21 protein-coding genes, 1 tRNA gene, 3 rRNA genes and 2 pseudogenes are annotated in these 25924 nt (G+C 43.6%); 16 read left to right on the forward strand and 11 right to left on the reverse strand.

What is annotated here, in order from left to right:
* Positions 1 to 38: 38 nt before the first annotated feature.
* Positions 39 to 722 (reverse strand): DUF1997 domain-containing protein, encoded by a 684-nt coding sequence (locus AC6IZ0_RS11130; protein WP_497722949.1) that lies wholly within the window; start codon positions 720 to 722, stop codon positions 39 to 41.
* Positions 723 to 897: 175 nt separating this feature from the next.
* Here AC6IZ0_RS11130 and AC6IZ0_RS11135 point away from each other — a divergent pair, with 175 nt between their 5' ends.
* Together AC6IZ0_RS11135 and AC6IZ0_RS11140 are read left to right on the forward strand one after the other, a co-directional pair.
* Positions 898 to 1683 (forward strand): Nif3-like dinuclear metal center hexameric protein, encoded by a 786-nt coding sequence (locus tag AC6IZ0_RS11135; protein ID WP_497722950.1) that lies wholly within the window; start codon positions 898 to 900, stop codon positions 1681 to 1683.
* A gap of 550 nt (positions 1684 to 2233) precedes the next feature.
* Positions 2234 to 2545, forward strand: coding sequence for a DUF6679 family protein (locus tag AC6IZ0_RS11140; protein WP_271733154.1), 312 nt, complete (start codon positions 2234 to 2236; stop codon positions 2543 to 2545).
* 455 nt (positions 2546 to 3000) lie between these two features.
* Here AC6IZ0_RS11140 and AC6IZ0_RS11145 read toward each other — a convergent pair whose 3' ends face one another.
* Positions 3001 to 4650, reverse strand: a complete 1650-nt coding sequence (locus tag AC6IZ0_RS11145) for an MBL fold metallo-hydrolase (protein WP_497722952.1) — start codon at positions 4648 to 4650, stop codon at positions 3001 to 3003.
* A 122-nt stretch (positions 4651 to 4772) separates the two neighbouring features.
* Entirely contained in the window at positions 4773 to 4895 is a 123-nt protein-coding gene (locus AC6IZ0_RS11150; protein ID WP_267910268.1) for a DUF8629 family protein, read from the reverse strand.
* Positions 4896 to 5808: 913 nt separating this feature from the next.
* On the opposite strand from AC6IZ0_RS11150, the gene AC6IZ0_RS11155 reads away from it, so the two are divergent.
* From AC6IZ0_RS11155 to AC6IZ0_RS11180, 6 genes are all read left to right on the forward strand, one after another.
* Positions 5809 to 6921 carry a reverse transcriptase domain-containing protein gene (locus tag AC6IZ0_RS11155; RefSeq protein ID WP_497722953.1) on the forward strand — a complete coding sequence of 371 codons (1113 nt, stop codon included), beginning with the start codon at positions 5809 to 5811 and terminating at the stop codon, positions 6919 to 6921.
* Between the two features lie 77 nt (positions 6922 to 6998).
* Positions 6999 to 7562 carry a group II intron maturase-specific domain-containing protein gene (locus AC6IZ0_RS11160; protein ID WP_497722954.1) on the forward strand — a complete coding sequence of 188 codons (564 nt, stop codon included), beginning with the start codon at positions 6999 to 7001 and terminating at the stop codon, positions 7560 to 7562.
* Positions 7562 to 7711 carry a hypothetical protein gene (locus AC6IZ0_RS11165; RefSeq protein ID WP_497722956.1) on the forward strand — a complete coding sequence of 50 codons (150 nt, stop codon included), beginning with the start codon at positions 7562 to 7564 and terminating at the stop codon, positions 7709 to 7711. Before AC6IZ0_RS11160 ends, AC6IZ0_RS11165 begins: the two co-directional genes overlap by 1 nt.
* Before the next feature lie 179 nt (positions 7712 to 7890).
* The gene (locus AC6IZ0_RS11170) at positions 7891 to 8262 is read left to right on the forward strand and encodes a sulfite exporter TauE/SafE family protein (protein WP_271733157.1); all 372 of its coding nucleotides are present in this window, start codon (positions 7891 to 7893) and stop codon (positions 8260 to 8262) included.
* A gap of 181 nt (positions 8263 to 8443) precedes the next feature.
* The gene (locus tag AC6IZ0_RS11175) at positions 8444 to 8611 is read left to right on the forward strand and encodes a hypothetical protein (protein WP_271733158.1); all 168 of its coding nucleotides are present in this window, start codon (positions 8444 to 8446) and stop codon (positions 8609 to 8611) included.
* Positions 8612 to 8613: 2 nt separating this feature from the next.
* Positions 8614 to 8781 carry a RepB family protein gene (locus AC6IZ0_RS11180; protein WP_271733159.1) on the forward strand — a complete coding sequence of 56 codons (168 nt, stop codon included), beginning with the start codon at positions 8614 to 8616 and terminating at the stop codon, positions 8779 to 8781.
* Positions 8782 to 8914: 133 nt separating this feature from the next.
* On the opposite strand, the gene AC6IZ0_RS11185 is transcribed toward AC6IZ0_RS11180, so the two are convergent.
* On the reverse strand, positions 8915 to 10180 hold the full coding sequence (locus AC6IZ0_RS11185) for an HhoA/HhoB/HtrA family serine endopeptidase (protein ID WP_497722958.1): 1266 nt from the start codon (positions 10178 to 10180) through the stop codon (positions 8915 to 8917).
* A 203-nt stretch (positions 10181 to 10383) separates the two neighbouring features.
* On the opposite strand from AC6IZ0_RS11185, the pseudogene AC6IZ0_RS11190 reads away from it, so the two are divergent.
* Positions 10384 to 10512, forward strand: a pseudogene (locus AC6IZ0_RS11190) (transposase); the annotation flags it as partial.
* A 112-nt stretch (positions 10513 to 10624) separates the two neighbouring features.
* Here AC6IZ0_RS11190 and trpC read toward each other — a convergent pair.
* Positions 10625 to 11464: an indole-3-glycerol phosphate synthase TrpC gene (gene trpC / locus AC6IZ0_RS11195; protein WP_497722960.1), complete on the reverse strand. Its 840-nt coding sequence runs from the start codon at positions 11462 to 11464 to the stop codon at positions 10625 to 10627.
* 69 nt (positions 11465 to 11533) lie between these two features.
* Positions 11534 to 11806, reverse strand: a complete 273-nt coding sequence (locus AC6IZ0_RS11200) for a HetP family heterocyst commitment protein (protein WP_497722962.1) — start codon at positions 11804 to 11806, stop codon at positions 11534 to 11536.
* A gap of 1481 nt (positions 11807 to 13287) precedes the next feature.
* Here AC6IZ0_RS11200 and AC6IZ0_RS11205 point away from each other — a divergent pair.
* Positions 13288 to 14496 carry a PAS domain-containing sensor histidine kinase gene (locus AC6IZ0_RS11205; protein WP_497722963.1) on the forward strand — a complete coding sequence of 403 codons (1209 nt, stop codon included), beginning with the start codon at positions 13288 to 13290 and terminating at the stop codon, positions 14494 to 14496.
* 54 nt (positions 14497 to 14550) lie between these two features.
* Entirely contained in the window at positions 14551 to 15429 is an 879-nt protein-coding gene (locus AC6IZ0_RS11210) for a response regulator transcription factor (protein WP_497722965.1), read from the forward strand.
* Here the strand turns inward: AC6IZ0_RS11210 and AC6IZ0_RS11215 are convergent.
* The 4 genes and pseudogenes from AC6IZ0_RS11215 to psb34 all read right to left on the reverse strand — a co-directional run bounded on the left by AC6IZ0_RS11215 (position 15426) and on the right by psb34 (position 18065).
* On the reverse strand, positions 15426 to 15746 hold the full coding sequence (locus AC6IZ0_RS11215; RefSeq protein WP_271730983.1) for a DUF3082 domain-containing protein: 321 nt from the start codon (positions 15744 to 15746) through the stop codon (positions 15426 to 15428). The genes AC6IZ0_RS11210 and AC6IZ0_RS11215 overlap by 4 nt on opposite strands.
* A 45-nt stretch (positions 15747 to 15791) precedes the next feature.
* The gene (ispE, locus tag AC6IZ0_RS11220; protein WP_497722967.1) at positions 15792 to 16748 is read right to left on the reverse strand and encodes a 4-(cytidine 5'-diphospho)-2-C-methyl-D-erythritol kinase; all 957 of its coding nucleotides are present in this window, start codon (positions 16746 to 16748) and stop codon (positions 15792 to 15794) included.
* Positions 16749 to 16842: 94 nt separating this feature from the next.
* A pseudogene (gene rsmA / locus AC6IZ0_RS11225) lies at positions 16843 to 17669 on the reverse strand (16S rRNA (adenine(1518)-N(6)/adenine(1519)-N(6))-dimethyltransferase RsmA).
* A gap of 225 nt (positions 17670 to 17894) precedes the next feature.
* Positions 17895 to 18065, reverse strand: coding sequence for a photosystem II assembly protein Psb34 (psb34, locus tag AC6IZ0_RS11230; protein WP_271730989.1), 171 nt, complete (start codon positions 18063 to 18065; stop codon positions 17895 to 17897).
* A gap of 721 nt (positions 18066 to 18786) precedes the next feature.
* Between psb34 and AC6IZ0_RS11235 the strand changes: the two genes are divergently transcribed.
* The 3 genes from AC6IZ0_RS11235 (at position 18787) to rrf (ending at position 23543) form a co-directional block, all read left to right on the forward strand.
* Positions 18787 to 20275, forward strand: a 16S ribosomal RNA gene (locus tag AC6IZ0_RS11235).
* 268 nt (positions 20276 to 20543) lie between these two features.
* A 23S ribosomal RNA gene (locus AC6IZ0_RS11240) occupies positions 20544 to 23368 on the forward strand.
* Between the two features lie 57 nt (positions 23369 to 23425).
* A 5S ribosomal RNA gene (gene rrf, locus AC6IZ0_RS11245) occupies positions 23426 to 23543 on the forward strand.
* The 16S, 23S and 5S rRNA genes sit together here, the layout of an rRNA operon.
* A gap of 51 nt (positions 23544 to 23594) precedes the next feature.
* Here the strand turns inward: rrf and nadA are convergent.
* Positions 23595 to 24569, reverse strand: coding sequence for a quinolinate synthase NadA (gene nadA / locus AC6IZ0_RS11250; RefSeq protein WP_271732313.1), 975 nt, complete (start codon positions 24567 to 24569; stop codon positions 23595 to 23597).
* A 150-nt stretch (positions 24570 to 24719) separates the two neighbouring features.
* Here nadA and AC6IZ0_RS11255 point away from each other — a divergent pair, with 150 nt between their 5' ends.
* Positions 24720 to 25625, forward strand: a complete 906-nt coding sequence (locus AC6IZ0_RS11255; RefSeq protein WP_497726043.1) for a TIGR04168 family protein — start codon at positions 24720 to 24722, stop codon at positions 25623 to 25625.
* Positions 25626 to 25770: 145 nt separating this feature from the next.
* Positions 25771 to 25855: transfer RNA gene (locus tag AC6IZ0_RS11260), tRNA-Ser, on the forward strand.
* Positions 25856 to 25924: the final 69 nt, after the last annotated feature.

Raw genomic sequence — 25924 nt, forward strand, 5'->3', positions numbered from 1 at the left:
TTAGCCAATAGTATGACTATTGGCTAATGAGTTTGAAGTTATTGGCTGCGATGAGAATTACTAGGAAAGGGAATTCCTAGGGATTGATGAAAGTCTTCCTGGACTCTGCGAGTTAAGCGCCGGGAGACTTGACGGACAATTTGGTTAAGTAGGCGATCGCCTGTAGATTTGACTAAAGACTGGGGTAGGCGTTGAATAAATTTGGGAAAGTGAAGATTAACCATCAAATCTAATTCCCATTCCACTCGTGTAATCTCACTAAAACCATTATGTGAGTCATTATCAGTACTTTCTACCAACTGTAGCGATGCCTGATAGTCTACATCATAGCCAGGGGGATGGTAGTCAGGAACAGGAATTGTGCGAATCCTGTATATTCCCTGGTCTGGAGGTAACAGTTCTAAGCCAACTTTTGGCTCTACGTGATAACCAAAGGAGCCAAAGCGACCAATAATTAAAGCATAAGCATTTTCACTCAACGGTTCTACTTTCATTGGTTCAGCACAGCGGGAAAACCATGCACCATGAGCTTGCAGATACTCGGCAACTTTATGGGCTGGGCTATTCATTTCCATTGAGTCGCTATAATGACCGAAAAACTTAGTAAATGTCCCGACAGTGGTTTGTGTAAGTTTATCCTCAGATTCTGTTAAACTTGACGCTACTGGCAGAACTGTTTCTTTTATATCCCAAGATTGATATTCGCCGTTTGTCGAAAGCATCAATGTGTTCCCCTATAAATTAGTCTTTGTCTACCAATTCAGAGTTCCCCAGTTACTGGTATGGTTTAGTATTACCATTGTGGCTGAAAACTCCAGAATCTGTCATAAACTTCATAAAATCACTAATATTAAAGAACTGAATTTAACATAATTAGTTTCCCAGGATTGTATTTTTGTGAACATTGCTGATTTAATTACTTGGTTTGAAGCATGGGCAAATCCGACTTGGTGTGAAAGTTGGGATAATTGCGGTTGGCAAATTGAGCCGGGGGTGTTAGATCAAAAAGCCCGTGTGTTGGTTTGTTTGACACCGACTTTGGCTGTAATGCAAGAAGCGATCGCTTTGAATGCTAATTTGATTTTTGCTCATCATCCTCTGATTTTTAGTCCTCCCAAGTCTTTATGTAGTGGTGAGGCCATAGCGGAAATAGCAAGATTAGCTTTTAGGTACAATATTGGTGTTTACAGTGCGCATACAAATTTTGATCAAGTACAAGATGGAACTGCCGATGTTTTAGCTCAAATTCTAGATTTGCACGAAGCCACTCCTATAGTAGCGACACAACCAGGATTAGGCTACGGACGTGTTGGGTTACTCCGTCCATATCTGACTTTACAGGAGTTACTCGCTACTATTCAAACTCGACTCGCTCCTCCTCATTTGATTTTCTCGCCCACTGCTGACTTACAACAAACTATTTACCGAGTCGCAGTATTAGGAGGTTCGGGGGCTAGTTTTATTTCGGCTGTAGTGAAAACTCATGCTCAAGTTTATCTGACTGCTGATTGTAAGTTCCATCAGTTCCAGGAAAGTCGCGATCGCAATCTCATTCTCATTGATGCGGGACATTATGCTACTGAACGCCCGGCGTGCGATCGCTTAGTGCAACGATTTCTCTCCTTAAATCTAGACTGGGTGCAATTAAGCCGCCAGGATGAGGACTTTCGTCAGTTTTTATAGTATTTCCGTCCATTATTGTTAGAGCAAATATCGGGTATGATGCACACCCACATGGAACTTTTCACAGCCTCAAATTAAAACTGTTTGCCAATTGTTGTAGAAAAGCATTAAGGTGGACAAGATAATGAGTTAAGATCAAATACATAGGGATAAATATAAAGCAAAGTTCCTGGATTTCCCACCAATGCCAACTACTACAAGTAAGCAAATCAAACAACCGCGTTCAACGCTTAATTTGGAGTATTTTTTCTTACATAAATCAAGAGATACTCACGAGAAAATATTAGCTTGGTTAGGAGAATTTAGGTATTGGAGAAAATTGCTATGGAGATCTCAATAGTTGCTGGCGAATTGTCAGAAAATTCTCCCCTAATGCCGATGCGGCCAAAGGGATAAGGAGTGCAGCCGTTGCACCATTAAAGGTTATACCTTTATCAAGATAAGAACTATTACGCATTTTTACATCGGTAGATTGTAGTAGGTTCTGTCAGACGGTAAAACCCAAATTTCACAGGTTTAACTACGTTGTTTAAAAAGGTAGAAGCAGTACATGCTACACCGCAAGATCTATCAACTGTGTTGCGACGGGCGCGAGGTATGTGTATTCTTGCGGGACCAGCAACGCTGGATTGAACGCGCCCGCATCCTCGATATAGAGGGGGACTTAGTGACTCTACGGTATGAAACAGACGAGGAAGACGAGGTTTGCGCCTGGGAGGAGATGGTTCGTTTAGAAAGCATTGGCTCTGTAAGCCAAAAGTTAGCCTCGGTACCACGCGGTAATATAGAGTTTCTGATGACAGAAGATTGTCCCGAATCAGAGCGTATCCATAAACATTCTCCCGAATCTAATCCTGAGTAGAGACGCAATGATTCTTCAATGTTACCAAACGTGATGCGTAAACCCCCCGTTTTCCCAACGGGGGATACAAGCTAAAGTTTGTCTTCTGTTGGCTCTAGTCCTATAGTATAGAGCGTAACTCAATGGGAAAGTGTCAAAGATGATTGAGCAATCATCATCTAAGTTGGTTGGTCTGCGCGGGAGATAAGGGTTGGTCACTGTAAAAGATAAACCTCATAAATCATGCTAAATACTCTTGGAAGCTGCTAATGTTAGTCCATAGGATTGGAGTAAATTGCTATGAAAAACAAAAAGGGTAGTCCGTGTGACAAAAACTGACTTGCAGTTGGAGGACAATCATTAATCTACAGAATCTTATAATACAGTAGAATGGATAGTGAGTGCAGCCGCAGCACCATTAAAGGTTTTACCTTGATAAAGACAAGAACTATTAGGCGTTTCTACACTGGTAGATTTTAGGAAGTTTTAGCCAAGGGTTCAAAAGCAGGGCAATATCCCTCAAGGGTGACTTTGAAGTTATGTAACACTGATGCGGGATTCCAACACCTTTGTCCTCTTTGGTGTCGGCAAGTGCCACAACAATCTATATCACACCAAGCCTGGCGATCGCTGTTTTGGTGCAGTACTTCTCTAGCAGACAATCCTCGCAATACTAGTTCTTCACCCTGCCAACGAGCTTCTATTAAACCAGTATCGGCAAACTGTTGCCAACGGGGATCATCTGTAATCGCATCGGGTAAGGTGACAGTAATGACTGTTCCTAATTCTGTAAGTTCCCCTTCATAATTGGTTTCTGGGGGTGCTGGTTGTAAAAATGTGTCTCCAATTGGCAGTTCTACAAAAGTGCCAGCAGATGGAGAATGGACATGATAACGGTTTTGTAGTTCTTCCAAGCCAGTCAAATCTGCCAAGTATGTCGGCGAACCATGGACAAAAACAACGTGCTGGGGACGCAAATTATGAATTAGTTGAGTAGTCCCAGACCCGTCACTATGCTGGGCCAGAAGATAAGTTTCGTCCTTGGTGGGTGCTGAATATTTTGTATTAAGTTTTATATCAATCTTTTCTGGTAACAGAATCATCCAAGGGACTGTTTCCCTTTGGCAGTATTGGTTTAAATTAGCTGTAGAGTCAGTCAGGACAATACAGGGAGACTTACCCACAGTAGCCCGATGTTCTGGCTGCAACCGCCGGACTCGGGGGCGCACTCGCTCATCCCAGAACAAGGGTTGATGGCGAGCAAAGTTCTGCACTGATGGAGGTAAGTGGGGCAGTATTTCCAGGTAAGCATCGCAACCAGTAGCCACAGCACCATCCACCCAAATATCTATATTTCGTCCGGTGAAGTGATGATGAGAACGTAATAGCATCAACAATTCTTGGCCTAAACCTAAAGCCGGTGTGGGAAGAAGCACAGAATGACCATCGGCGATCGCCCGATTAATCCGCTCCGCCAATTGATTTTCCTGGTGGCGACGGTGGGGGTGACGGGATGTGCCATAAGTGCCTTCAATAATCAATACATTTAAGTCTAATCCCCGTAACTCTTCTAAACGCAAACCTTCCACCAGGCGTGAGTTTGATAAGAAATAATCCCCTGTATACAGTAGTTTATAAGAGCGATCCTTTGTTGTGTATGTGAGCAAAATTACTACTGCTCCCGGTAAGTGTCCGGCAGGAAATAATTCCACTACCAGACCTTCTTGGATTTCCACAGGCGATCGCAACGGTAAGGCATGACAGAACTGAGGAATTGTCTTGGTATCTTGGTCTAGCCAATTTAACGGTAGTAACTTGGTTGTTACCTCACTAGCATAGATAGGTAACAGAGGAAAAGTTTGATGTAAGTCTAGCAATCCTCGGGCGTGGTCTGGGTGGGCATGACTGACCAACACTAAATCCGCTGGGATTGCCGACTTAGCTGAAGAGGTGAGTAACGATGAAGTGTCCTCTAATCCACAATCTAGTAGAATCCGGTGTGGACCCATTCGTACTAATAAACAAACACCCTCATCATGATGCTGGACACTATAGGGCAAACAGTCTAAATCGTTAGCCTTCTCCTGAGCATCAACGCGAGAGGATGCCCACAGATTATCCCTCATGGTTTCCTGCCCTCTGACCTCATATTTGGGTTTGCCACTCCCCTGACCCCTAGCCTGCATGGTTTATCCATAGAGGAAGGGTAGCCCAACTGACCCGCTCATTTTGCCTTTAGAGATTATTCTTAATGTGCAGAGCCATTACCATGATAGTTGTCCGAATCATAAAATCCATTCTTAGTGCCAAAGAAGAGGCACGCAAAAGTGAATATAACTGTCAATCCCACTAAAATCAGCTTCACATCCATTTGTTTGCTGTTCCTCACTCAAGACTTTTTTATGGTAATAGAATGCTTGGGAAATCCGGCTGAATCACCAGAAAATCTTTACTATGCTTTCAGGGATTGATCCATAAGTAAATTTAGTACAATCACTGAGATTATATAACTTTTTTTGCCACTTGCCCATCCATATCATCAGCCAGACATCCAGAGTCCATACATTTTCACAAGATTGCACTAACCGCTATTTTCTTAGCTTCGTTGTAGAAGTTGAACCCAATATTACTGTTGCCAAAAACCAAAGCATAGGTATTGATTTGGGTCTGAAGGTGCGGGTCGTTGGAGAGACCAAGGAGGCAACTCCTGAAGTTCTCCTCACCAGGAAACCCCTGGTTAATAGGGAAGGTAAACAATACCGAGACCGAGAAAACTTGTTTTCTGTGAAGGTGAAAGTCCTTCCGCCTCGACATCAGGTTGAAAGCATAGTATCCAGTTTGTAAGGGAATGGTAAACCTTAACTCTGAAGCGGTACTAAAAGCGGTGAAACTAATAGCCTAAATTGGTGCAACCGCAAGCAACTGACCATGAACAACGGAAGTGAATATCCGTAAAACCATCGTTACAACGAAGTTGGGCAATAAGGCTGATACCCAACGCTCGAAACAGGAGCATGAGAATAATGATTAGATGGAAATCTTTAGTTCCACCTAGATGTCGTCTAATTTATCCGGTGGATTGGATAGTTCTAAAGTCAGAACCAACGGAAAACAGGAACGATTCAAGAATTGGGAAGGTTCTCTAGTCAGGTCGAAGCTAGAGTAGTTACCCGCAAAGAAACACCCCAGTCCCAGAGATGTGAGAAGAAGCCAAAGCCCATCTGTAATGGATGAGGATACGCTGAAAGCTCACCTGCTGTATGAGAAGTACATTCTAAGTAGCAATGAAAATGCTCATTATGGAGATAACGTCAAAGTCGAGATGGAATACCTGGGAAACAATTGACTGGAAAGTCGTTGAACACCAAGTATTTAAGTTAGCCAAAAGAATTTACCGAGCTTCTTTACAAGGTGAAGTCAAGCTAGTCCGTAAACTCCAAAAGATGATGGTTAGCTCATACTACAGTAAGCTATTGGCAGTCAGAAGGGTAACACAGGACAACAAAGGAAAATCAACAGCAGGAACTGACGGAATTAAATCCCTCAAACCTAATGAGAGATTAGAACTTGTTGACAATCTTACTCTAGATGGTAAATCAAGACCTACTAGAAGGGTATGGATACCCAAACCTGGAAAGAAGGAGAAGAGACCATTAGGGATACCCACTATAACTGAAAGAGCCAAACAAGCATTACTCAAAATGGCATTAGAGCCAGAATGGGAAGCCAAATTTGAACCGAACTCTTACGGCTTTCGCCCCGGAAGATCCTGTCACGATGCCATCTCAGCAATATTTGCCTGTATCAACAAAAAGCCCAAATATGTGCTAGATGCTGATATCAGCAAATGCTTTGATGAAATTGACCATAAAGCCTTACTAAAGAAACTGAACACCATCCCAAAATTCCATCGACAAATCAAAGCCTGGTTAAAATCGGGAGTGGTTGACCTCAGTGGATTAAGTGAAGCAAAAGGATACAATCCCACGAAATCGGGAACACCGCAAGGTGGGGTTTTATCGCCTTTATTAGCCAACATCGCGTTACATGGATTAGAAGAACTCATAGAGAACAATTTCCCAAGTGATGAAAAGGGAAGATGGACTGAATCTTGGAAAAACTACAAGAGGATGTTTCAGTCACCTAGATTGATTCATTACGCGGATGATTTTGTTGTCCTCTGTGAGGAATTAGAGCCGGTAACAGAATGTAAAAGATTAATAGAGAAATGGTTAAAAGAGACTGGTCTGGAATTGAAGGATAGCAAAACGCGAGTGGCACACACCCTGCATCAACTAGAGGATGAAGAACCAGGATTCAAATTCCTCGGTTTTGAAATCCGACAATTTGAAGTAGGAAAACATCACTCCGGAAAACTACCTCCAAGAAGAAACTAGGATTCAAAACCATCATTAGACCAAGTAAAGAGAGTATCAAGAGACATTACGAAGCACTAAACCTCAGAATTAACAGGATGCAAGCTGTTGACGCAGCAGCGTTAATCAAACACTTAAATCCGATTATCAGGGGATGGTGTAACTATCAGTCTCCCTGGCACTCAAAGGAAACATTCTCCATGGTCAAAAACCTAATGTGGTCTAGATTATGGAGATGGGCAAAACGTCGTCACCCAAAGAAAAATAGACACTGGATAGCCAGAAAATACTTCGGAGGAAGTCAACAATGGTCATTCGTGTCTAGGGATGGAGATAACCCCCTAGAATTACTCTGCCACTCTAGCTTTCCAGCCAGTGTGAAATGGGTAAAAGTAGCGGGAACTAGAAGTCCTTTTGATGGGGATGAGGTCTATTGGAGTAAGCGCATGGGGGATAGATATCAAACTATTGACCCTCAAAAATCCCGACTGCTCAAGAGGCAGAAAGGAAAGTGCGCCCACTGCGGACTAAACTTTAAACCCGAAGACCTAATCGAGAAGCATCATCTTGAAATGAAGTCAAAGGGGGGCAAGAACGCTGATAAGAACCTATTGGCTGTTCACTTACACTGCCATGACTACCTTCACCGGAGTAAAGATTGATGCCACAAACCAATGGTGGTAGTCATACACTGAGGAGCCGTATGAAGGGAAACTTTCACGTACGGTTTTGGAGACCAGTGAGGGATGGTGACATCCCCACTGAGTTTAATACTTTTGCTACAATGAGCGATGGAGAAAAAGTTTTATAATCATGACTTATCAAACATCCTCTAAGAACATAGAAATGGTCGGCATGGGGCATTGGCACGACCTAAAACAGACAGGGAGTGACTGTAAGACTGTTTCGCCAGCGAGTTACTGTGAACTGTCAATACTCACGGACCTTCAAGGTCGGTGAGTATGTCAAAAAAAATAAAAATTCATCAATATGTCTAATATAGTTGTTCAAATGTTGACCATTGGTTTAGTTGCCGGTTTAACTGGTGGTATGTTCGGTCTGGGGGGTGGTGCAATTATGGTACCAGCTATGGTGTTATTGGTTGGTCTAGATCAGAAATTTGCCACTGGTACTTCTATTGCTGCTCAAATTTTGCCCATTGGCATTTTAGGGGCAATAGTGTACTATCGCAACGGCAACATGAATCTTAAATATGCTGCAATTGTCGCCATTGGACTCATAGTTGGTAATTTATTTGGAGCATTATTTGCTAATCAGCCATTTATTAGCGGTGAGATCATCAAGAAGTTATATGGGATTTTTTTACTACTCCTTGCTATCAGATATTTAGTGGGAACTTAGCAATCATGAATAGTCATTGACACTCCCACAGCTAAAACCGATGGGATTCTTGTTTCATCCAGTCCACTTACCATAGTTGGTTACCCCTCCATACCAGAGGTGGTTTTGTCCGCAAGCTTTTTGCTCCTTCTGTGAACCCAGATACCCTGTGTCCTGCCGTACTGTTTCAAGCAATAAAACTTTGGTTTTCTGGTACTTGGTGCTGGGAGATTTTACCTACACAAGCATGATGCGTGTAGAACCCAATATCTTGATTTTTCAAGGTGCTATGCCTCTCGGCTCTGGGTTTTTTAAGTGGTTGAATACCCTCACCACTATAATTAAAATACCACAAAAGCCAGTATCTTAATTATGCCTAAACCTGAAATTTTTATAACTTTTCGTTTAACGCAAGAGGAAAAGGAATTGCTTAAAGAATATTGCGAGCAAGAAGGTAGAACTCAAACAGAAATTTTACGCGAACTGGTTAGAGGTCTAAGACGGCGGCTAAAGTCGCCACCCATTCATCCCGCCCCTTAAGGAGGCAACAGACTGAAAATTTCTGGGATTTTCAGGCTGTTGCTGGTGGGCTTTGGTGCTTTTATTGCTGTAACCAGTAGGGTTTGAAACTGACTCAGGAATGAGCAATACTCCGCTGCGCTAAAGCAGCTATTTATTGCGCTCCTTGAGTGGGGAAAGCACCAGTTCGGACGGCTAAGTTGATATTTTGCCCATTGCGCCGCAATCCTAAGCGCACATCTCCCCCAACTTGAACATTTTCCACTGCTTTCTGGATACTGCTGGCTTCTGTGACTGATTTACCGTTGAGTTGTTGGATGACATCCCCTGCACGTAAGCCGGCTTTAGCAGCGGGTGAGTTAGGCATGACGCGCATAATTAATACACCTTTATCTTCATTTACCATCACACCGCTATTGGGGTCTGAGTTTAGGCGTTCTTTGATTTGAGGTGTTAAGTCTACCATCTGAATTCCTAGATAAGGATGCTCTACCTTACCTGCGCTAATTAGTTGCTTTGCAATCCTTTGGGCTGTGTTAATGGGAATGGCAAAACCTAGTCCTTGAGCTCTTTGGATAATGGCTGTGTTCATCCCAATTACCTGACCACGGGCATTTAACAACGGTTGACCGGAGTTACCAGGATTAATGGCTGCATCGGTTTGAATAAATTCTACTCGCTTATCAGGTGCGCCAATTTGATTACTGCTGCGACCGGTGGCGCTAATGATGCCTGTGGTGACGGTATTATCTAATCCTAAGGGATTACCAATGGCGATCGCCCATTCGCCCGGTTGCAGTTGCTCTGAGTTTCCCAGTTCTACAGTCGGCAGATTGTTAGACTGAATTTTGACAACAGCCACATCTGTTAGTTCGTCTCTTCCCAAAACTTTACCTTCAAACCTCCGCCCATCCTTAAGTATAACTCTCACGGTATCCGCACCAGCTACTACATGAGCATTGGTGAGAATACTACCATCTTTACTGATGAGAAAACCGGAACCAGTACCTCGCTCTACGCGGTTTTGTTGTTCTGGTAGTTGAGAACCGAAGAATTGGCGGAAAAATGGATCGTTAAATGCGGCAGGTAAGCGGTTGGTGACTGTTCGAGATGCTTCAATTCTCACTACAGCAGGCCCTACCTTCTGCACTACCTGGGTAATGAAGTTGGAACCCGCCGCAGTTGGTGATGGGATGGCAGCATTGACTCGACTTACTGCTAGGTTTGATGTCGTCTGAGATATTTGCTGAGGGTTTCCAGCTACATAACCACCGGCGAATGTCATCCCTGATCCCAGTAGCACCAATGATAAAGAAGTAACTACCTTTTTCCAGGGCACTTGATTTTGGTACTTGGTATGAGTTTGTTCGGCTGAAATGATATTTAACGGAGAATCTTCATCATGTACTTGCTTATTCATGGCTGGCTGTCAAAATATTCGGATGTATTACTAATAATGTAGATATTATTTTTGAGGCTTTTGTTGCAAATGTTTTACTTAATTGCGAATATTAGTCACCTATACAAATTTGACTTCTCGCCCGGTTGAAACCTAGGGGATTCTAAACTGATGTTGCTACGCCGGATAAAATCCTAGCTCGCAAAGTTTAGGATATAATTTATTTAAGCAGAGAATTACCGGAACTGAAAAAACTACCTCCTTTGTAGACACCGACCTATTTTGTAGCGTCAATAGGTCAAGTCAGTACGGAGGTAGTTAAAAACTATATTGAAAGTCAGGGGGGAAAATAAGAAACACCCCGGTTTAAAACCCGTCGTCTCGCGTTTCATCCTCTCGTTAAAAGGTAGGGGTGATCAGGGCGGGTTATTTTGATAGGGATACCATGCTGGGCTTAGGTGTTGATTAATCACCTTTAACCAGACAACGCACGGCCTGCTCTATATTTTCTTGTTTAATTAATGGTTCTCCTACTATAACCGCATGTGTACCAGCCTCAGCCATCAAACATAAATCAGCCTTTGTATATAGTCCAGACTCGCTGACAACTATTACACCTAAGTTTTGTAACTGCGATCGCCTAGCTGCTAGCAATTGTTGCGTAATACTCAAATCAATGGTAAAATCTTCTAGGCTTTGGTTGTTAATTACAACTAGACGGATGTCATCCAGTTTTAGTACTCGGTCTAGTTCATTCAAGTTATGAACTTCTACTAAAGCATTCATCCCTAAATAGTGAATTACTCTGAGAAAGTCTTGCAATTCCCGATCTGTGAGAATAGCTGCTATTAGGAGTACAGCGTCTGCTCCTGCCGCTCGTGCTAGATAAATTTGGCACGGGTCAATCATAAAATCTTTGCACAACAAAGGTAATGCTACCCTCTGGCGGATAGCACGCAAATTTTCCCAACTACCACGAAAGAATGCAGTTTCAGTTAACACTGATATACAAGCTGCACCACCTCGCTCATAAGCTTTGGCGATCGCTATGGGATCAAAATCTGTGCGAATATTACCATACAATGGTGATGCTTTCTGGATTTCTGCAATTAGTCCAGGTTTGTGAAGATTTTGTTGTAAAGCAGTCAAGAAATCTCGCACCGTTGGCGCAGCCGTTAACTGGCGTTGCAAAGAAGCCAACGACATCTGTTGGTGCATTTGCGCTACTTCTTGCTTTTTATGCCACACAATCTCTCTGAGAATCGGTTGCAGACGGCTATTAACAGTAGTCACTGGGTAAATCATTAGCTACTATGTATCTGGAGATAGGGTGACTCAGAAAATATCAAGTTGGAAATCTACTTCCTACTGTTTTCAAAGTCGAATCAAGTTTGACTTAATGTCGAAAACCTCTTTTTTCTCAGTGTCTTTCGAGTTACATTTCTCAGCTAGACAATTATTTTTTAGTAGTCGAATGTAGGTGCGGTAAGGGATGTAGTCTATAGGATTGTAACCGGAAAAACGCAAAATTAATACACAGGCCCATGAATACTTTCCCGCAATAATTGCTTTGATAATTTGTTCAATTTGTTCTGTGTTAATTTTCTTGGCGGTTTGGGTGTGACAAGTATTATTTATTTGATGCATACCTTTCCCTCTTTGTTAATTTGGATTCCTATCATCTAGACCCACATTTGATTGATGATGTCAAGTGAAATCTAAAATCGCGGCACTGAAGTACTGAGAGCATTCATGGTAGTTTGAGCTAATCTCTTGAAGTTAGAGCAATTTTTCCTATCTCTATAAAAAGGTTGATATCACACAAGGATGATATGTCAAAAGCATTAACTTTAAGGGTTGAAAAATAGGGGTGGATTTAACTAGTGAGCATTTTTATATGTCTCATAGTTATCTAGTTAAACTATCCCCTACAGATAAACCGTGTTGCAGAAGCAGCTTCTGTATTAAGCGTACTCAATTTCTAGCCATAGATATATGAACAATTTTTAGATAGACTTATCTCTTCTTTCGCTTTTGTGATTGATTGGTCTGCTTAATTATTCTCCTTAGCATTGAAATGATATCCCAAGCTCACAAATTCTATGCCCTGGGTTTTACTCAAAGAATAAGATAATATTATAGTTGTTTATTTTGGTATTTTATGATATGATTTTAAACTTTATAATCATATGTTATCTTATGGCATAACATCAAGTATCATATGTTGCTGTCCGTCAATACATTCACTCTTGGGAAAGTTGAATTTATTTTGCTTTTCATGATTAACAACTTTAGTAAGAGAATTATTTGTTACTCAACATTTATGTAAAAAAATCTTTCGTGATTATCTAAACATAAAATATTTACAATTTTTATAACCTTGGATAGATATTCTGAGAAGACCCCCATAAATGTAAAATTGAAGTGTATCTGATGACAGATGAATGAGAAGATTATTTTATATTTCAATATTTCTATGGTTAGATATATCCACCCGGAAAATAACGAAAATTCAATTTATAAATAGCTTAACCATCTATTGCAAAACATATAGGAGAGATAGATATATTTTACCCATGACAGCTTGATCATAAAAGTAATTGATTCTGATAAATTACTCAAATACATTTTTTATGTCAAGAATTACTTATGAAGAATAAATGGGTGACAAAAATAAACTTTAATAAACTTTTATTTCTATACTCTATAAGTAATAAATATATTTTTTATATTTTAGCAATGTAAAATATAATGATAAATATCCTTGTATCGAATTGCCTTACACCCAAGGTTAATCATGAGCTTTGAAAAAATTATCTGATCAAGGTGTTAATAGTTTGATTAGCAATTGAGAAAAAATAGCAAATACAAACATGATGAATAGATATGGAAAGCACTATGGACGAACCTGATATGTCTACATTCAAATCACAAGTTTATTTTCTGTGCAAATGTCGTAATCTAGCTAAATTAATCCAATTTTCTCCCTGGAAATTACGAGATTTTTGACCCCATAATTCCCTTGGTTCTAAATTGGGGGGTATGTCAACTACATAGATGAGCATCAAACTTGGAAGTTTAATTGCAGCTTTGGCTATTCAGAGAACTGATAAGGTAGTAGGGGGAGTATGTACAACTCGACTGACAAATTAAACAAAACTCAGGAGAATTTAGGAAAAGAAGTCACTGAACTCAAGAAAAAGGAGGAGCACCTGCAACAATCCCTTCTTCTACTGCGTTCTACTCTAGAATCGACTGCTCATGGTATTGTTGCAGTCAGTCTCAAAGGAGAGATTGTCAGCTTTAATCAGAAATTTGTGGAAATGTGGCAAATACCCAACTCTCTGATCAAGTCCCAGAAATATGTTCAGTATCAAGCTTTTTTTGAGAACCAATTGAAAGACCCAGAAGCCTATTACCAGATTATACGTCAGGTATGCAGTCAATATGACCTAGAAACCTACGGTATCTTGGAGTTAAAAGATGGCAGGGTTTTTGCTCAATATTCTCAGCCTCAGTGGGTGGATGGTGAAATTATTGGTAGAGTATGGAGCATTTGGGATGTGACGGAATCGCAGCGGAAACCAGAATTCCCGCGGTTAAATACAGAATCAGACCTGAGCCAGACTTTAGAACAAATAAAACAACTAACTCAACTGCAAGGGGATTTCATCTCTAGGTTATGCCATCAATTCCGCACTCCCTTAAATATTGTTTTATTCTCTAATAGCTTGCTCAAAAGGTATATGAGCGACTGGAATGAAGAGAAAATACAACCATTACTTGATCATGTTCAAACAGGTGTAGAACAGATTACCAATATTTTAGATGATGTCTTGTTATTGGCGAAGGTACAAACAGCTAAACTTAACTATGATACCAAACCATTGAATTTAGTTGATTTCTGTAATCAGTTAATTGCGCAAATGCAGACAAGTGGTAGCCATAAACGCATAAATTTACTACCCCAAGGAGGTTATTTAACAGCCTGTATAGATAAAAAACTGATCGAGCCGATGATCATGAACTTGCTGGATAATGCTATGAAATATTCTCCTAGTGATAGCGTGGTTGAACTTAAACTATTCTGTCAGCATGGGAACGTAGTCTTCGAGGTGAAAGATAGGGGTATTGGCATTCCACTTGCAGATAGACAGCGATTATTTGAGCCATTTTATCGCGGTAGCAATAGTCATCATTTGCCAGGTACTGGGCTAGGATTATCCATTGTCAAAACCCTTGTGGACTTACACAGGGGTAATATTGTTGTGGAAAGTGAAGTTGATGTCAGTACAACATTTAAGATCATGTTACCAGTAGTAACATCCCAGTTATGAGTTTAGTAGACAGTTTGCTGATTGTTCCTTGCTACAAATCCTATTAATAGAGAAATGACACAGGAATCTACGAAAACAATTCTCATAATTGAAGATGATGCTACTACCCGTAATCTTTATTTAATGGGTCTTGAGGCGATCGGTTTTAATACTATAGGTGCTGAAAATGGTTTGGTTGGTATTGAAAAAACACAAACCCATTTTCCTGATTTGGTGGTTTGCGATATTGTGATGCCGGGTATGGATGGTTATAGCGTTCTTTATACCATGCGTCAAGATCCTGTGACTGCGATTATTCCGTTTATTTTTCTGACTGGTAGCGACAATAAGACAGATGTTCGTAAGGGTATGGAGTTGGGAGCTGATGACTATATTACTAAACCTTCTACTTTGGAAGAATTACACAAAGCGATCGCTATCAGATTAGAAAAGCAATCTCTTTTGCGTTGCTGGTATGCAACTGAATCTCAGCAAATGCCAGAATCGGTAGGCGATAATACAAACCGAACTGTCAAATCTAACTCAATTTTTCCAGCCGTTCCCCATCTCAAAGAAGTTTTCGACTATATTGAAGCTAACTATCATCGAGGGATTACCTTATCTAACGTAGCTGATGCCGTTGGTTACTCAGCAGCATACTTAACCACTACAGTGGCGAAAAGAACAGGTGAAACTGTTAATGGCTGGATTGTCAAACGCCGCATGGCCGCGGCCCGTCCTTTATTGACGGATACTGATCAGACAATAGAGCAGATTGCTACAGCACTAGGCTACCAAAATGCTTGTCATTTCTCCCGGCAATTTCGCCAGCATCATGGTGTATCGCCCAAAAATTGGAGAAATCAGAACCAGGTTTCTCAAATTCCTAGTAGTGATAAAATGCTTGGTATTGACCCTGATTACCAAAAATATGCAGCTTTAGGTCTAGGTTAACTGTTTTTGGGTTTTGTCAACTGCTGTAACAATAATTGCATTGCCAACGCCAGCAAACCAATTGCAACTATGGCAAATATCCCAGATCCCAAGGCAACTACACCGACGACTAAAGTACGGACAGCAGAGCCAATATTTACCACCATGGGGTTATCCGAATGGATAGGTTTAGTGGCGAAAGTTGTCGCTATGGATATCATTAGCGAATACATAGCATATCCGAGTCCTCCAGAAAACACCGCTCCTGTGATGCAACGTAAAGGAGTTGGTGGAACCTGATTTTCAGCTTCTGCTTGTGTTACTTTTGGGTCACTCATATGTTCTTCGTGTCTTACTATCTTGGTGGTAAATTTCTACTTCACTCAACCCATTGATGATGTCACCTGAATGCCATGTATCACAGTCTGAGTCACAAATAATTCTAAGTCCTCATCGGGAACTGCAGCCCTTATCTGTAGCTTAACTGCTTGTGCTTGTTCTTCAGACTCCACTAGGGCAAAAACTGTGGGGCCAGAACCAGACATCATGGTTGCTAAAACGCCTTGTTGCGCGGAAAATAGTTCTCGCAGTTGTGACACTTGAGGATAAGCTGGTAAAACTACACGTTCTAAGTCATTGTGTAGTTTTTGGGCAATTTCTCCTATATCTTTATTCAGGATACCTTTAACTATTGGTGCCGAATGCACTGCAGCCGCCCGTGCTGCTAAATTTTCAGTGTCTCTGAGATAAGAACTACCAAATTCTTGGCGATAGGTTTTGTATGCCCAGGCTGTAGAAACTTCTAAGCTGCGATATTTGGCTAATACTATATATATAGTATCCAAGTTTGGTAAGGGAGAAAGTTGCTCGCCTCTACCTGTGGCGATCACTGTTCCCCCCGCAACGCAAAACGGGACATCTGAACCAAGAGTAGCACCCAGTTCTTCTAATTCTGATTTTGTTAGTCCCAGGTTCCACAGTAAATCTATCCCCACTAACACGGCTGCAGCATTTGTGGAACCTCCGGCCAATCCAGCAGCTACGGGAATATGCTTGTTAATCGTAATTTCTACGCCCCCGTATTCAGCTAAGGCTTGAGGAAATTGCGTCGCCATGAGTTCGGCTGCTCGGTATGCTAGGTTACTTTGATCTGTAGGTACTTGTGGGTCGTTGCAATTGACTCTAATCATTTGATTGCTAAGGGCCTGTACATTTATTTCGTCTGCAAGCCCGATACTTTGGAGTATCATCGCTAACTCATGATAGCCGTCAGTCCGGTCGCTGATGATTTCCAGATACAAGTTGATTTTGGCGGGAGCAATTAGAGTGTATGAACGCATTTTGACTGCTCAATTTTAGTTATTCAATACCATATCTTTGTGACGAGCCACGCTGAACTTGTTTGTTTGTGTCCTTGATGTTCTCTGTCTTTGCTTACACAGAACTGGTAGCATTTGTCAATAAGTTGGCTAAAGTTACCCACTGCTGAACACTCAGGTCTTCGGCTCGAACTTGGGGATTTATTTCTAATTGTTCCAGTAAGTGGCTCAGGCGATCGCGTTCTACAATGGATTGCAAATTATTTCTTAACATTTTGCGTTTGGCACCAAATCCGAGTTTTACTAGAGTTTCTAATTTGTGGGGGTCAATTGCTGGGGTTTCTATCTGTCTGGGACTCAACCGCACTACTGCTGAGTCTACTTTTGGTGGTGGGTAAAATGCACCCGCGGGAACGGTACAAATGAATTCACAATCAGCTAAATACTGCACCCGCACACTTAAGGCTCCAAAGGTTCTAGAACCAGGTTTAGCATACAATCTTTCTGCTACTTCCTTTTGTACGAGTAGCACTATGGAATCATAAGGTTCTGGGTTGGGGTGGGCTATAGTACCTAGCAACTTCTCGATGATTGGCCCTGTGATGTTGTAGGGAATATTGGCTACTACTTTATTAGGGTTGTGAAAATTGGTGAATGATGCTAAATGGGATGGTAGGTCTAAGATCAGAAAGTCCCCTTGCAATAGTAAAAAGTTGTCCTTTTTCCCCAGTTGCTTGGCTAGCTGTTTGCACAGGTCAAAGTCTATTTCTACTGCTATGAGAGATTGCACGTGGGGTAGTAAACGACGAGTGAGAATACCGGTACCCGGCCTATTTCTAAGATGCGATCGCTCTGACGACATTCTGCTGCTTTAATAATTGCATCCAGAGCCTTTTCACTTTTGAGCCAATGTTGGGCAAAGGACTTACGCGGTCTAATCATTAATTTTCCTGACTATATCTGGTTTTGATATTTTTTTTTATTGTAGATACCTAAATTATCATGTTAGACACACCTCCACCCGAATCCTCAAGGTGAGATATGTTGAGACTCTCTGGGGGCTGATGAATTATTTTTGCACAACAAAAAACCCTGGTGAAACTAACCAGGGTGAGAAGGAGAAGTCGAATTGACGATGAGAGATACCGATACGAAAATCAAAAAATCTTAGCTAACGCCCAAGGAAACCAAAATTAAGGTAGCGACAATTAATGTAGCAAATGCAGCTTGGACAGTATATTGACGTTGCTGCTCTTGGCTGGGGTAGGTGGCGCAGTATATTTGGGGTTCTTTGGCATAGTTATTGAGAATACCTTTTTCATTAATAGTTGTGTACATAGTTTTTTGTGTTTGTTACTTTATGTAACCTAATTTAACAATATTATTACAATTTGTCAACCATACTTGACAAATAAGATTATATTTGGATTTAGAGTTATGCTGCTCAGTTGGTGCGAACTGACAAGTCAGCCCAAGGGCGATCGCTGTAAAAGTCCGTCTGTTTAGTGTTGGGTTCCCCTATTCTTGGGGAACCATTAGGCAGGTCCCCTGACAGATGATCAGCAAAAGGGTCTAAAGGAAATAGGAAGAATATATATAGTTGGGTTCATGGATTAACCGCTGATATATATGGAATAACTAGCGTTGCTGAGTAAAATCGGGATGATTGGGGTTAGCGAATTGGTATGAAATGCTCCTCTACAGGAACATCCGAGAAAAAAAACAGGTCATTTTGACGTTTCACATTCAGATAGAGCAACATTGAAAAACTCAGATCCTGCAGAAGTCTCTCGGATCAAGGGAAAGAAGCCGGAGGATGTGAGCTAAAAAAAAGTTTGTCAAACCCCTTGACGAAACCAGATAGAATAGATATATTAAATAAGTGGCAAGGCGAGAGCCGAAGACACCTGAACCGAGAAAACAAAATACTTTGAAAGTAAAAGAATAACCAATCCTCGTCAAGAAGATTTAGTTTGGGTAGAGAAACCCAAGGTTAATCAAAAATTATAACAGGAATCCGCAATAAGAAGTTATTCGGAGACCAAACTCTAAGGAAAACAAAACGGAGAGTTTGATCCTGGCTCAGGATGAACGCTGGCGGTATGCTTAACACATGCAAGTCGAACGGTCTTTTCGGAGATAGTGGCGGACGGGTGAGTAACGCGTGAGAATCTGGCTTCAGGTCGGGGACAACCACTGGAAACGGTGGCTAATACCGGATATGCCGAGAGGTGAAAGGCTAGCTGCCTGAAGATGAGCTCGCGTCTGATTAGCTAGTAGGTGTGGTAAAGGCGCACCTAGGCGACGATCAGTAGCTGGTCTGAGAGGATGATCAGCCACACTGGGACTGAGACACGGCCCAGACTCCTACGGGAGGCAGCAGTGGGGAATTTTCCGCAATGGGCGAAAGCCTGACGGAGCAATACCGCGTGAGGGAGGAAGGCTCTTGGGTTGTAAACCTCTTTTCTCAGGGAAGAAAAAAATGACGGTACCTGAGGAATAAGCATCGGCTAACTCCGTGCCAGCAGCCGCGGTAATACGGAGGATGCAAGCGTTATCCGGAATGATTGGGCGTAAAGGGTCCGCAGGTGGCCATGTAAGTCTGCTGTTAAAGAATGAGGCTTAACCTCATCAGAGCGGTGGAAACTACAAAGCTAGAGTGCGGTCGGGGTAGAGGGAATTCCTGGTGTAGCGGTGAAATGCGTAGATATCAGGAAGAACACCAGTGGCGAAAGCGCTCTACTAGACCATAACTGACACTGAGGGACGAAAGCTAGGGGAGCGAATGGGATTAGATACCCCAGTAGTCCTAGCCGTAAACGATGGATACTAGGCGTGGCTTGTATCGACCCGAGCCGTGCCGGAGCTAACGCGTTAAGTATCCCGCCTGGGGAGTACGCACGCAAGTGTGAAACTCAAAGGAATTGACGGGGGCCCGCACAAGCGGTGGAGTATGTGGTTTAATTCGATGCAACGCGAAGAACCTTACCAAGACTTGACATGTCGCGAATCCTGCCGAAAGGTGGGAGTGCCTTCGGGAGCGCGAACACAGGTGGTGCATGGCTGTCGTCAGCTCGTGTCGTGAGATGTTGGGTTAAGTCCCGCAACGAGCGCAACCCTCGTTTTTAGTTGCCAGCATGAAGATGGGCACTCTAGAGAGACTGCCGGTGACAAACCGGAGGAAGGTGGGGATGACGTCAAGTCAGCATGCCCCTTACGTCTTGGGCTACACACGTACTACAATGCTACGGACAAAGGGCGGCGACACAGCGATGTGAAGCAAATCTCGTAAACCGTAGCTCAGTTCAGATCGCAGGCTGCAACTCGCCTGCGTGAAGTAGGAATCGCTAGTAATTGCAGGTCAGCATACTGCAGTGAATTCGTTCCCGGGCCTTGTACACACCGCCCGTCACACCATGGAAGCTGGTCACGCCCGAAGTCGTTACCCCAACTCTTAGGAGAGGGGGATGCCGAAGGTAGGACTGGTGACTGGGGTGAAGTCGTAACAAGGTAGCCGTACCGGAAGGTGTGGCTGGATCACCTCCTTTTAGGGAGACCTAATCCACTCAGATATCGAAAACAGCAAGTAAATAGATGCTGAGATGGTCATTCCTAGGTCGGTCGAGGTTGGTAAAAACTTTCAAAGTATTTTTGGTTCATTTTAATAACAGAGAAAAAGTCAGCAACATGGCATCAAGCCAGACTGCTGGGTAAAACTCAGCCAGAACCTTGAAAACTGCATAGTAACGCGAAAAAAGCAGGCAGACACAGACAATCAAATGAAAGTGTTTGCGGTGGAAAAAACCAATGTAAAGTGGTCAAGCTAATAAGGGCTAACGGTGGATACCTAGGCACACAGAGGCGAAGAAGGACGTGGTTACCGACGATATGCTCCGGGGAGTTGGAAGCAAACTATGAGCCGGAGATTTCCGAATGGGGCAACCCTAAAGACTACCTGCTGAATATATAGGCAGGAAAGAGCTAACCCAGCGAACTGAAACATCTTAGTAGCTGGAGGAAAAGAAATCAAAAGAGATTCCCTAAGTAGTGGTGAGCGAAAGGGGAAAAGCCTAAACCAAAGGATTAATCTTTTGGGGTAGTGGGACAGCAATATCGAATCTAGAGGTTAGACGAAGCAGCTAAATACTGCACCAAAGAAGGTGAAAGTCCTGTAGTCGAAAACTAAAGGATAGTAGCTGAATCCCGAGTAGCATGGGGCACGAGGAATCCCATGTGAATCAGCGAGGACCATCTCGTAAGGCTAAATACTACTGTGTGACCGATAGTGAACCAGTACCGCGAGGGAAAGGTGAAAAGAACCCCGGAAGGGGAGTGAAATAGAACATGAAACCGTTAGCCTACAAGCAGTGGAAGTCCGATTAAACGGATGACCGCGTGCCTGTTGAAGAATGAGCCGGCGACTTATAGGCACTGGTAGGTTAAGGCGAGAATGCTGGAGCCCAAGGGAAACCGAGTCTGAAGAGGGCGAAAAATCAGTGTTTATAGACCCGAACCCTGGTGATCTAACCATGGCCAGGATGAAGCTTGGGTAACACCAAGTGGAGGTCCGAACCGACTGATGTTGAAAAATCAGCGGATGAGTTGTGGTTAGGGGTGAAATGCCAATCGAACCAGGAGCTAGCTGGTTCTCCCCGAAATGTGTTTAGGCGCAGCGGTAATGAATATACCTGGGGGGTAAAGCACTGTTTCGGTGCGGGCTGGGAGACCGGTACCAAATCGAGACAAACTAAGAATACCCAGGGCACACATTGCCAGTGAGACAGTGGGGGATAAGCTTCATTGTCAAGAGGGAAACAGCCCAGACCACCAGCTAAGGTCCCCCAAATCATCACTAAGTGAGAAAGGAGGTGAGATTGCATAGACAACTAGGAGGTTTGCCTAGAAGCAGCCACCCTTGAAAGAGTGCGTAATAGCTCACTAGTCAAGCGATCTTGCGCCGAAAATGAACGGGGCTAAGTGATGTACCGAAGCTGTGGGATTAAGAAATTAATCGGTAGGGGAGCGTTCCGTAGTAGGAAGAAGCAGTAGCGGTAAGCAGCTGTGGACGAGACGGAAGTGAGAATGTCGGCTTGAGTAGCGAAAACATTGGTGAGAATCCAATGTCCCGAAACCCTAAGGGTTCCTCCGGCAGGTTCGTCCACGGAGGGTTAGTCGGGACCTAAGGCGAGGTCGAAAGGCGTAGTCGATGGACACAGGGTGAATAATCCCTGACTAAGATGTGGGAGCATGGCGAGGGACGCATGAAAGATAACCATACCCTAATTGGTTTGGGAGGGGTTTACGAACTCCGCATGGTGAAGGATAGTGTCAAGAAAAGCTCGTTATGTGATGAAAGCATCATACCCGTACCCGAAACCGACACAGGTAGGGAGGTTGAGAATACCAAGGGGCGCGAGATAACTCTCTCTAAGGAACTCGGCAAAATGGCCCCGTAACTTCGGAAGAAGGGGTGCCCACGAAAGTGGGTCGCAGTGAAGAGATCCAGGCGACTGTTTACCAAAAACACAGGTCTCCGCTAACTCGAAAGAGGACGTATGGGGGCTGACGCCTGCCCAGTGCCGGAAGGTTAAGGAAGTTGGTCAGGGGTTCGCCCTGAAGCTGACGACCGAAGCCCCGGTGAACGGCGGCCGTAACTATAACGGTCCTAAGGTAGCGAAATTCCTTGTCGGGTAAGTTCCGACCCGCACGAAAGGCGTAACGATCTGGATGGTGTCTCAGAGAGAGACTCGGCGAAATAGGAATGTCTGTGAAGATACGGACTGCCTGCACCTGGACAGAAAGACCCTATGAAGCTTTACTGTAGCCTGGAATTGTGTTCGGGCTTGGCTTGCGCAGGATAGGTGGGAAGCGAAGAAGTACCCCTTGTGGGGGGTATGGAGCTAACGGTGAGATACCACTCTGGCGAAGCTAGAATTCTAACCTGACACCCTGAGCGGGTGTAGGAACAGTTTCAGGTGGGCAGTTTGACTGGGGCGGTCGCCTCCTAAAAGGTAACGGAGGCGCGCAAAGGTTCTCTCAGCACGCTTGGAAACCGTGCGGCGAGTGTAAAGGCAGAAAGAGAGCTTGACTGCAAGAGTTACAACTCAAGCAGGGACGAAAGTCGGCCTTAGTGATCCGACGGCACAGCATGGAATGGCCGTCGCTCAACGGATAAAAGTTACTCTAGGGATAACAGGCTGATCTCCCCCAAGAGTCCACATCGACGGGGAGGTTTGGCACCTCGATGTCGGCTCATCGCAACCTGGGGCGGAAGTACGTCCCAAGGGTTGGGCTGTTCGCCCATTAAAGCGGTACGTGAGCTGGGTTCAGAACGTCGTGAGACAGTTCGGTCCATATCCGGTGCAGGCGTAAGAGCATTGAGAGGAGCCTTCCTTAGTACGAGAGGACCGGGAAGGACGCACCGCTGGTGTACCAGTTATTCCACCAGGAGTAGACGCTGGGTAGCTAAGTGCGGAGCGGATAACCGCTGAAAGCATCTAAGTGGGAAGCCCACCTCAAGATGAGTGCTCTCACTACTAAAGTAGGTAAGGTCACGGGCAGAACACCCGTTTATAGGCTCTAAGTGGAAGTACAGTAATGTACGTAGCTGAGGAGTCCTAACAGACCGAGGGCTTGACCTCATCACTCTGGTTTTCGCGTTACTTGCAGTCTTCAGGGTATCTGACCCACCACTCTTTCCTGGTGTCTATGGCGCGGTGGAACCACACTGATACCTTCCCGAACTCAGAGGTGAAACGCTGCAGCGGCCACGATAGTTGAGGGGTAGCCCTCCGCAAAAATAGCTCGATGCCAGGTTTAATATTATACGACAAAACACCCCCCCAAGGGGTGTTTTGTTTATACAGATTAACTGCTCATCTCCAGCATCCGTTGTATTGGTCGCAGCGCAGCCTGGCGGATATCCTCTGACATTGTGATTTCCGGAATACAATTTTTCATCGCTAAATATAATTTTTCCAAAGTATTTAACCGCATAAATGGACATTCGTTACAAGCACAGTTGTTCAATGGCGGGGCAGGAATAAAGTGCTTTTCCGGGGAAAGTTTCTGCATTTGGTGAATAATACCCGGCTCTGTAGCCACTATAAATTCTTTTGTAGGGCTGTTTTGACAATATGTGAGTAAGGCGGCTGTTGAGCCGATGAAACTTGCGTGGCGCAATACGCTAGTTTCACATTCTGGGTGAGCGATCGCCTCAGCTTGTGGGTGTGTAATTTTCAACTCCACAATCTTCTTTTCAGAAAATGTTTCATGAACAATACAGCTCCCGTCCCATAGCAACAAATCTCGTCCGGTTTGTTCCATCACATACCGTCCCAAATTCCGATCCGGAGCAAAAATAATCGGCTGTGTCGGTGGTATTTGTTGCACAATCTTGACAGCATTGGAACTGGTGCAGATAATGTCACTCATGGCCTTAATGTCGGCAGAGCAGTTGATGTATGAAACCACTAGATGATCTGGATGTGCTGCTTTAAAAGCTGCAAAAGCTTCTGGTGGACAACTATCTGCTAAAGAACAACCAGCATTTAAATCTGGTAAAAGCACTAACTTATCAGGGTTAAGTATCTTTGCTGTCTCCGCCATAAAGTGAACACCAGCAAAGACAATCACATCTGCATTTGTCTGGGCTGCAGCTTTGGCTAATTGCAAGGAATCCCCAATAAAGTCGGCGATATCCTGAATATCCGGATCTTGATAGTAATGAGCCAGGATCACTGCATTGAGTTCCTTTTTTAGACTCTCAATGGCAGTAAATAAATCTAGTGGTAGTTCACCAGTTTGGGTTTTGTTTTTTTGAGGTAGTGCGGTGGTAAACACAGTTAGGAGTTGCCTTAAGTTCCACGTTTTTGTTCTGTGGATTCAATTATAGTAGTTTTTACCAAAAATAGTAGGGGGTCGATATCCCGTCTGTTCTGTGCAAATCCGGCGGAGTTTCATATGCTGGATATAGACGGCAAGGAAAGTGGCATGACCAGTCAGAAAACCAAATCAATAACCCTAAAAATTGCTGTAGTTGGAGATGTTCACGACCAGTGGGAAGTAGAAGATGGCATTGCACTCAAGTACCTAGGTGTTGACTTGGTGCTGTTTGTGGGCGATTTTGGCAATGAATCGGTGGATGTGGTCAAAGCGATAGCCTCCCTGGATATTCCCAAAGCAGCAGTGATGGGAAACCACGATGCCTGGTATACTGCCACGGAATGGGGACGGCGGAAATGTCCATATGACCGTTCTAAGTCAGATTGGGTACAAGAACAACTCGATTTATTAGAGGCGTCCCACGTAGGTTACAGTCGGCTGGATTTTCCCACCTGGAATTTAACTGTGGTGGGAGGTCGTCCTTTTACCTGGGGTGAACCAGAGTGGAAATTTGCGGACATCCTGCAACAACGGTATGGTGTGACGAGTATGGAGGAATCCACTGACCTGATTGTCAAAGCCGCAAACAGCGCCGCTCATGACACGATTATTTTTCTGGGACACAATGGACCTAGTGGTTTAGGCGATCGACCCGAAGACCCCTGCGGTAAGGACTGGCATCCCATCGGTGGTGACTTTGGCGACCCAGACCTGGGCGCGGCGATTTCTCAGGCTCTCACGTCCGGTAAAAAAATTCCTCTGGTGACGTTTGGTCATATGCACCGCACCCTCAGACATACAAAAACAGTCCAGCGCAAAGCTGTATTTAAAAGTCCAGAGGGAATCATTTACCTAAACGCAGCAAATGTACCCAGGATTTTGGAAAATCAGGGGCAAAGGCTGCGCAATTTTTCCATTGTCTCCCTAGAAGCCGGTGAGGTCTCCCAAGTCTCCTTAGTCTGGGTAGGCTATGATTTCCAGGTGACTGTAGAGGAAATTCTCTATAGGCGATAGCCCAGGATGCCAAAGATATTTTTCTTTAGTAGTGCCATCTGTGTAGATGATCAGATATATTATGATATGTCGGCTTGTTAATATTTGGCAAAGGCGCTATAATCCTATATTGTCGTATGTTTATTATAAGTTCGACAGTTTTATTGGAGAGGTGGCAGAGTGGTCGATTGCGTCCGACTTGAAATCGGATGAGGCTAAAACCTCCGGGAGTTCGAATCTCCCCCTCTCCGTTTGCAAATATATTAATTACCCGGTTTTATAAACCGGGTAAGCTTAAGCCAAGACGCAAAAGCGCAAAT

This window comes from Anabaenopsis sp. NIES-4685, from assembly GCF_059725405.1.

Bases quoted from the DNA above. Each gene is read 5' to 3' on its own strand.
- AC6IZ0_RS11130 (WP_497722949.1), bottom strand. From the start codon at position 722: ATGCTTTCGACAAACGGCGAATATCAATCTTGGGATATAAAAGAAACA.
- AC6IZ0_RS11140 (WP_271733154.1), top strand. From the start codon at position 2,234: ATGCTACACCGCAAGATCTATCAACTGTGTTGCGACGGGCGCGAGGTA.
- AC6IZ0_RS11145 (WP_497722952.1), bottom strand. From the start codon at position 4,650: ATGAGGGATAATCTGTGGGCATCCTCTCGCGTTGATGCTCAGGAGAAG.
- AC6IZ0_RS11150 (WP_267910268.1), bottom strand. From the start codon at position 4,895: ATGGATGTGAAGCTGATTTTAGTGGGATTGACAGTTATATTCACTTTT.
- AC6IZ0_RS11155 (WP_497722953.1), top strand. From the start codon at position 5,809: ATGAAAATGCTCATTATGGAGATAACGTCAAAGTCGAGATGGAATACC.
- AC6IZ0_RS11160 (WP_497722954.1), top strand. From the start codon at position 6,999: ATGCAAGCTGTTGACGCAGCAGCGTTAATCAAACACTTAAATCCGATT.
- AC6IZ0_RS11165 (WP_497722956.1), top strand. From the start codon at position 7,562: ATGCCACAAACCAATGGTGGTAGTCATACACTGAGGAGCCGTATGAAG.
- AC6IZ0_RS11170 (WP_271733157.1), top strand. From the start codon at position 7,891: ATGTCTAATATAGTTGTTCAAATGTTGACCATTGGTTTAGTTGCCGGT.
- AC6IZ0_RS11180 (WP_271733159.1), top strand. From the start codon at position 8,614: ATGCCTAAACCTGAAATTTTTATAACTTTTCGTTTAACGCAAGAGGAA.
- AC6IZ0_RS11185 (WP_497722958.1), bottom strand. From the start codon at position 10,180: ATGAATAAGCAAGTACATGATGAAGATTCTCCGTTAAATATCATTTCA.
- trpC (WP_497722960.1), bottom strand. From the start codon at position 11,464: ATGATTTACCCAGTGACTACTGTTAATAGCCGTCTGCAACCGATTCTC.
- AC6IZ0_RS11200 (WP_497722962.1), bottom strand. From the start codon at position 11,806: ATGCATCAAATAAATAATACTTGTCACACCCAAACCGCCAAGAAAATT.
- AC6IZ0_RS11205 (WP_497722963.1), top strand. From the start codon at position 13,288: ATGTACAACTCGACTGACAAATTAAACAAAACTCAGGAGAATTTAGGA.
- AC6IZ0_RS11210 (WP_497722965.1), top strand. From the start codon at position 14,551: ATGACACAGGAATCTACGAAAACAATTCTCATAATTGAAGATGATGCT.
- AC6IZ0_RS11215 (WP_271730983.1), bottom strand. From the start codon at position 15,746: ATGAGTGACCCAAAAGTAACACAAGCAGAAGCTGAAAATCAGGTTCCA.
- ispE (WP_497722967.1), bottom strand. From the start codon at position 16,748: ATGCGTTCATACACTCTAATTGCTCCCGCCAAAATCAACTTGTATCTG.
- psb34 (WP_271730989.1), bottom strand. From the start codon at position 18,065: ATGTACACAACTATTAATGAAAAAGGTATTCTCAATAACTATGCCAAA.
- AC6IZ0_RS11255 (WP_497726043.1), top strand. From the start codon at position 24,720: ATGACCAGTCAGAAAACCAAATCAATAACCCTAAAAATTGCTGTAGTT.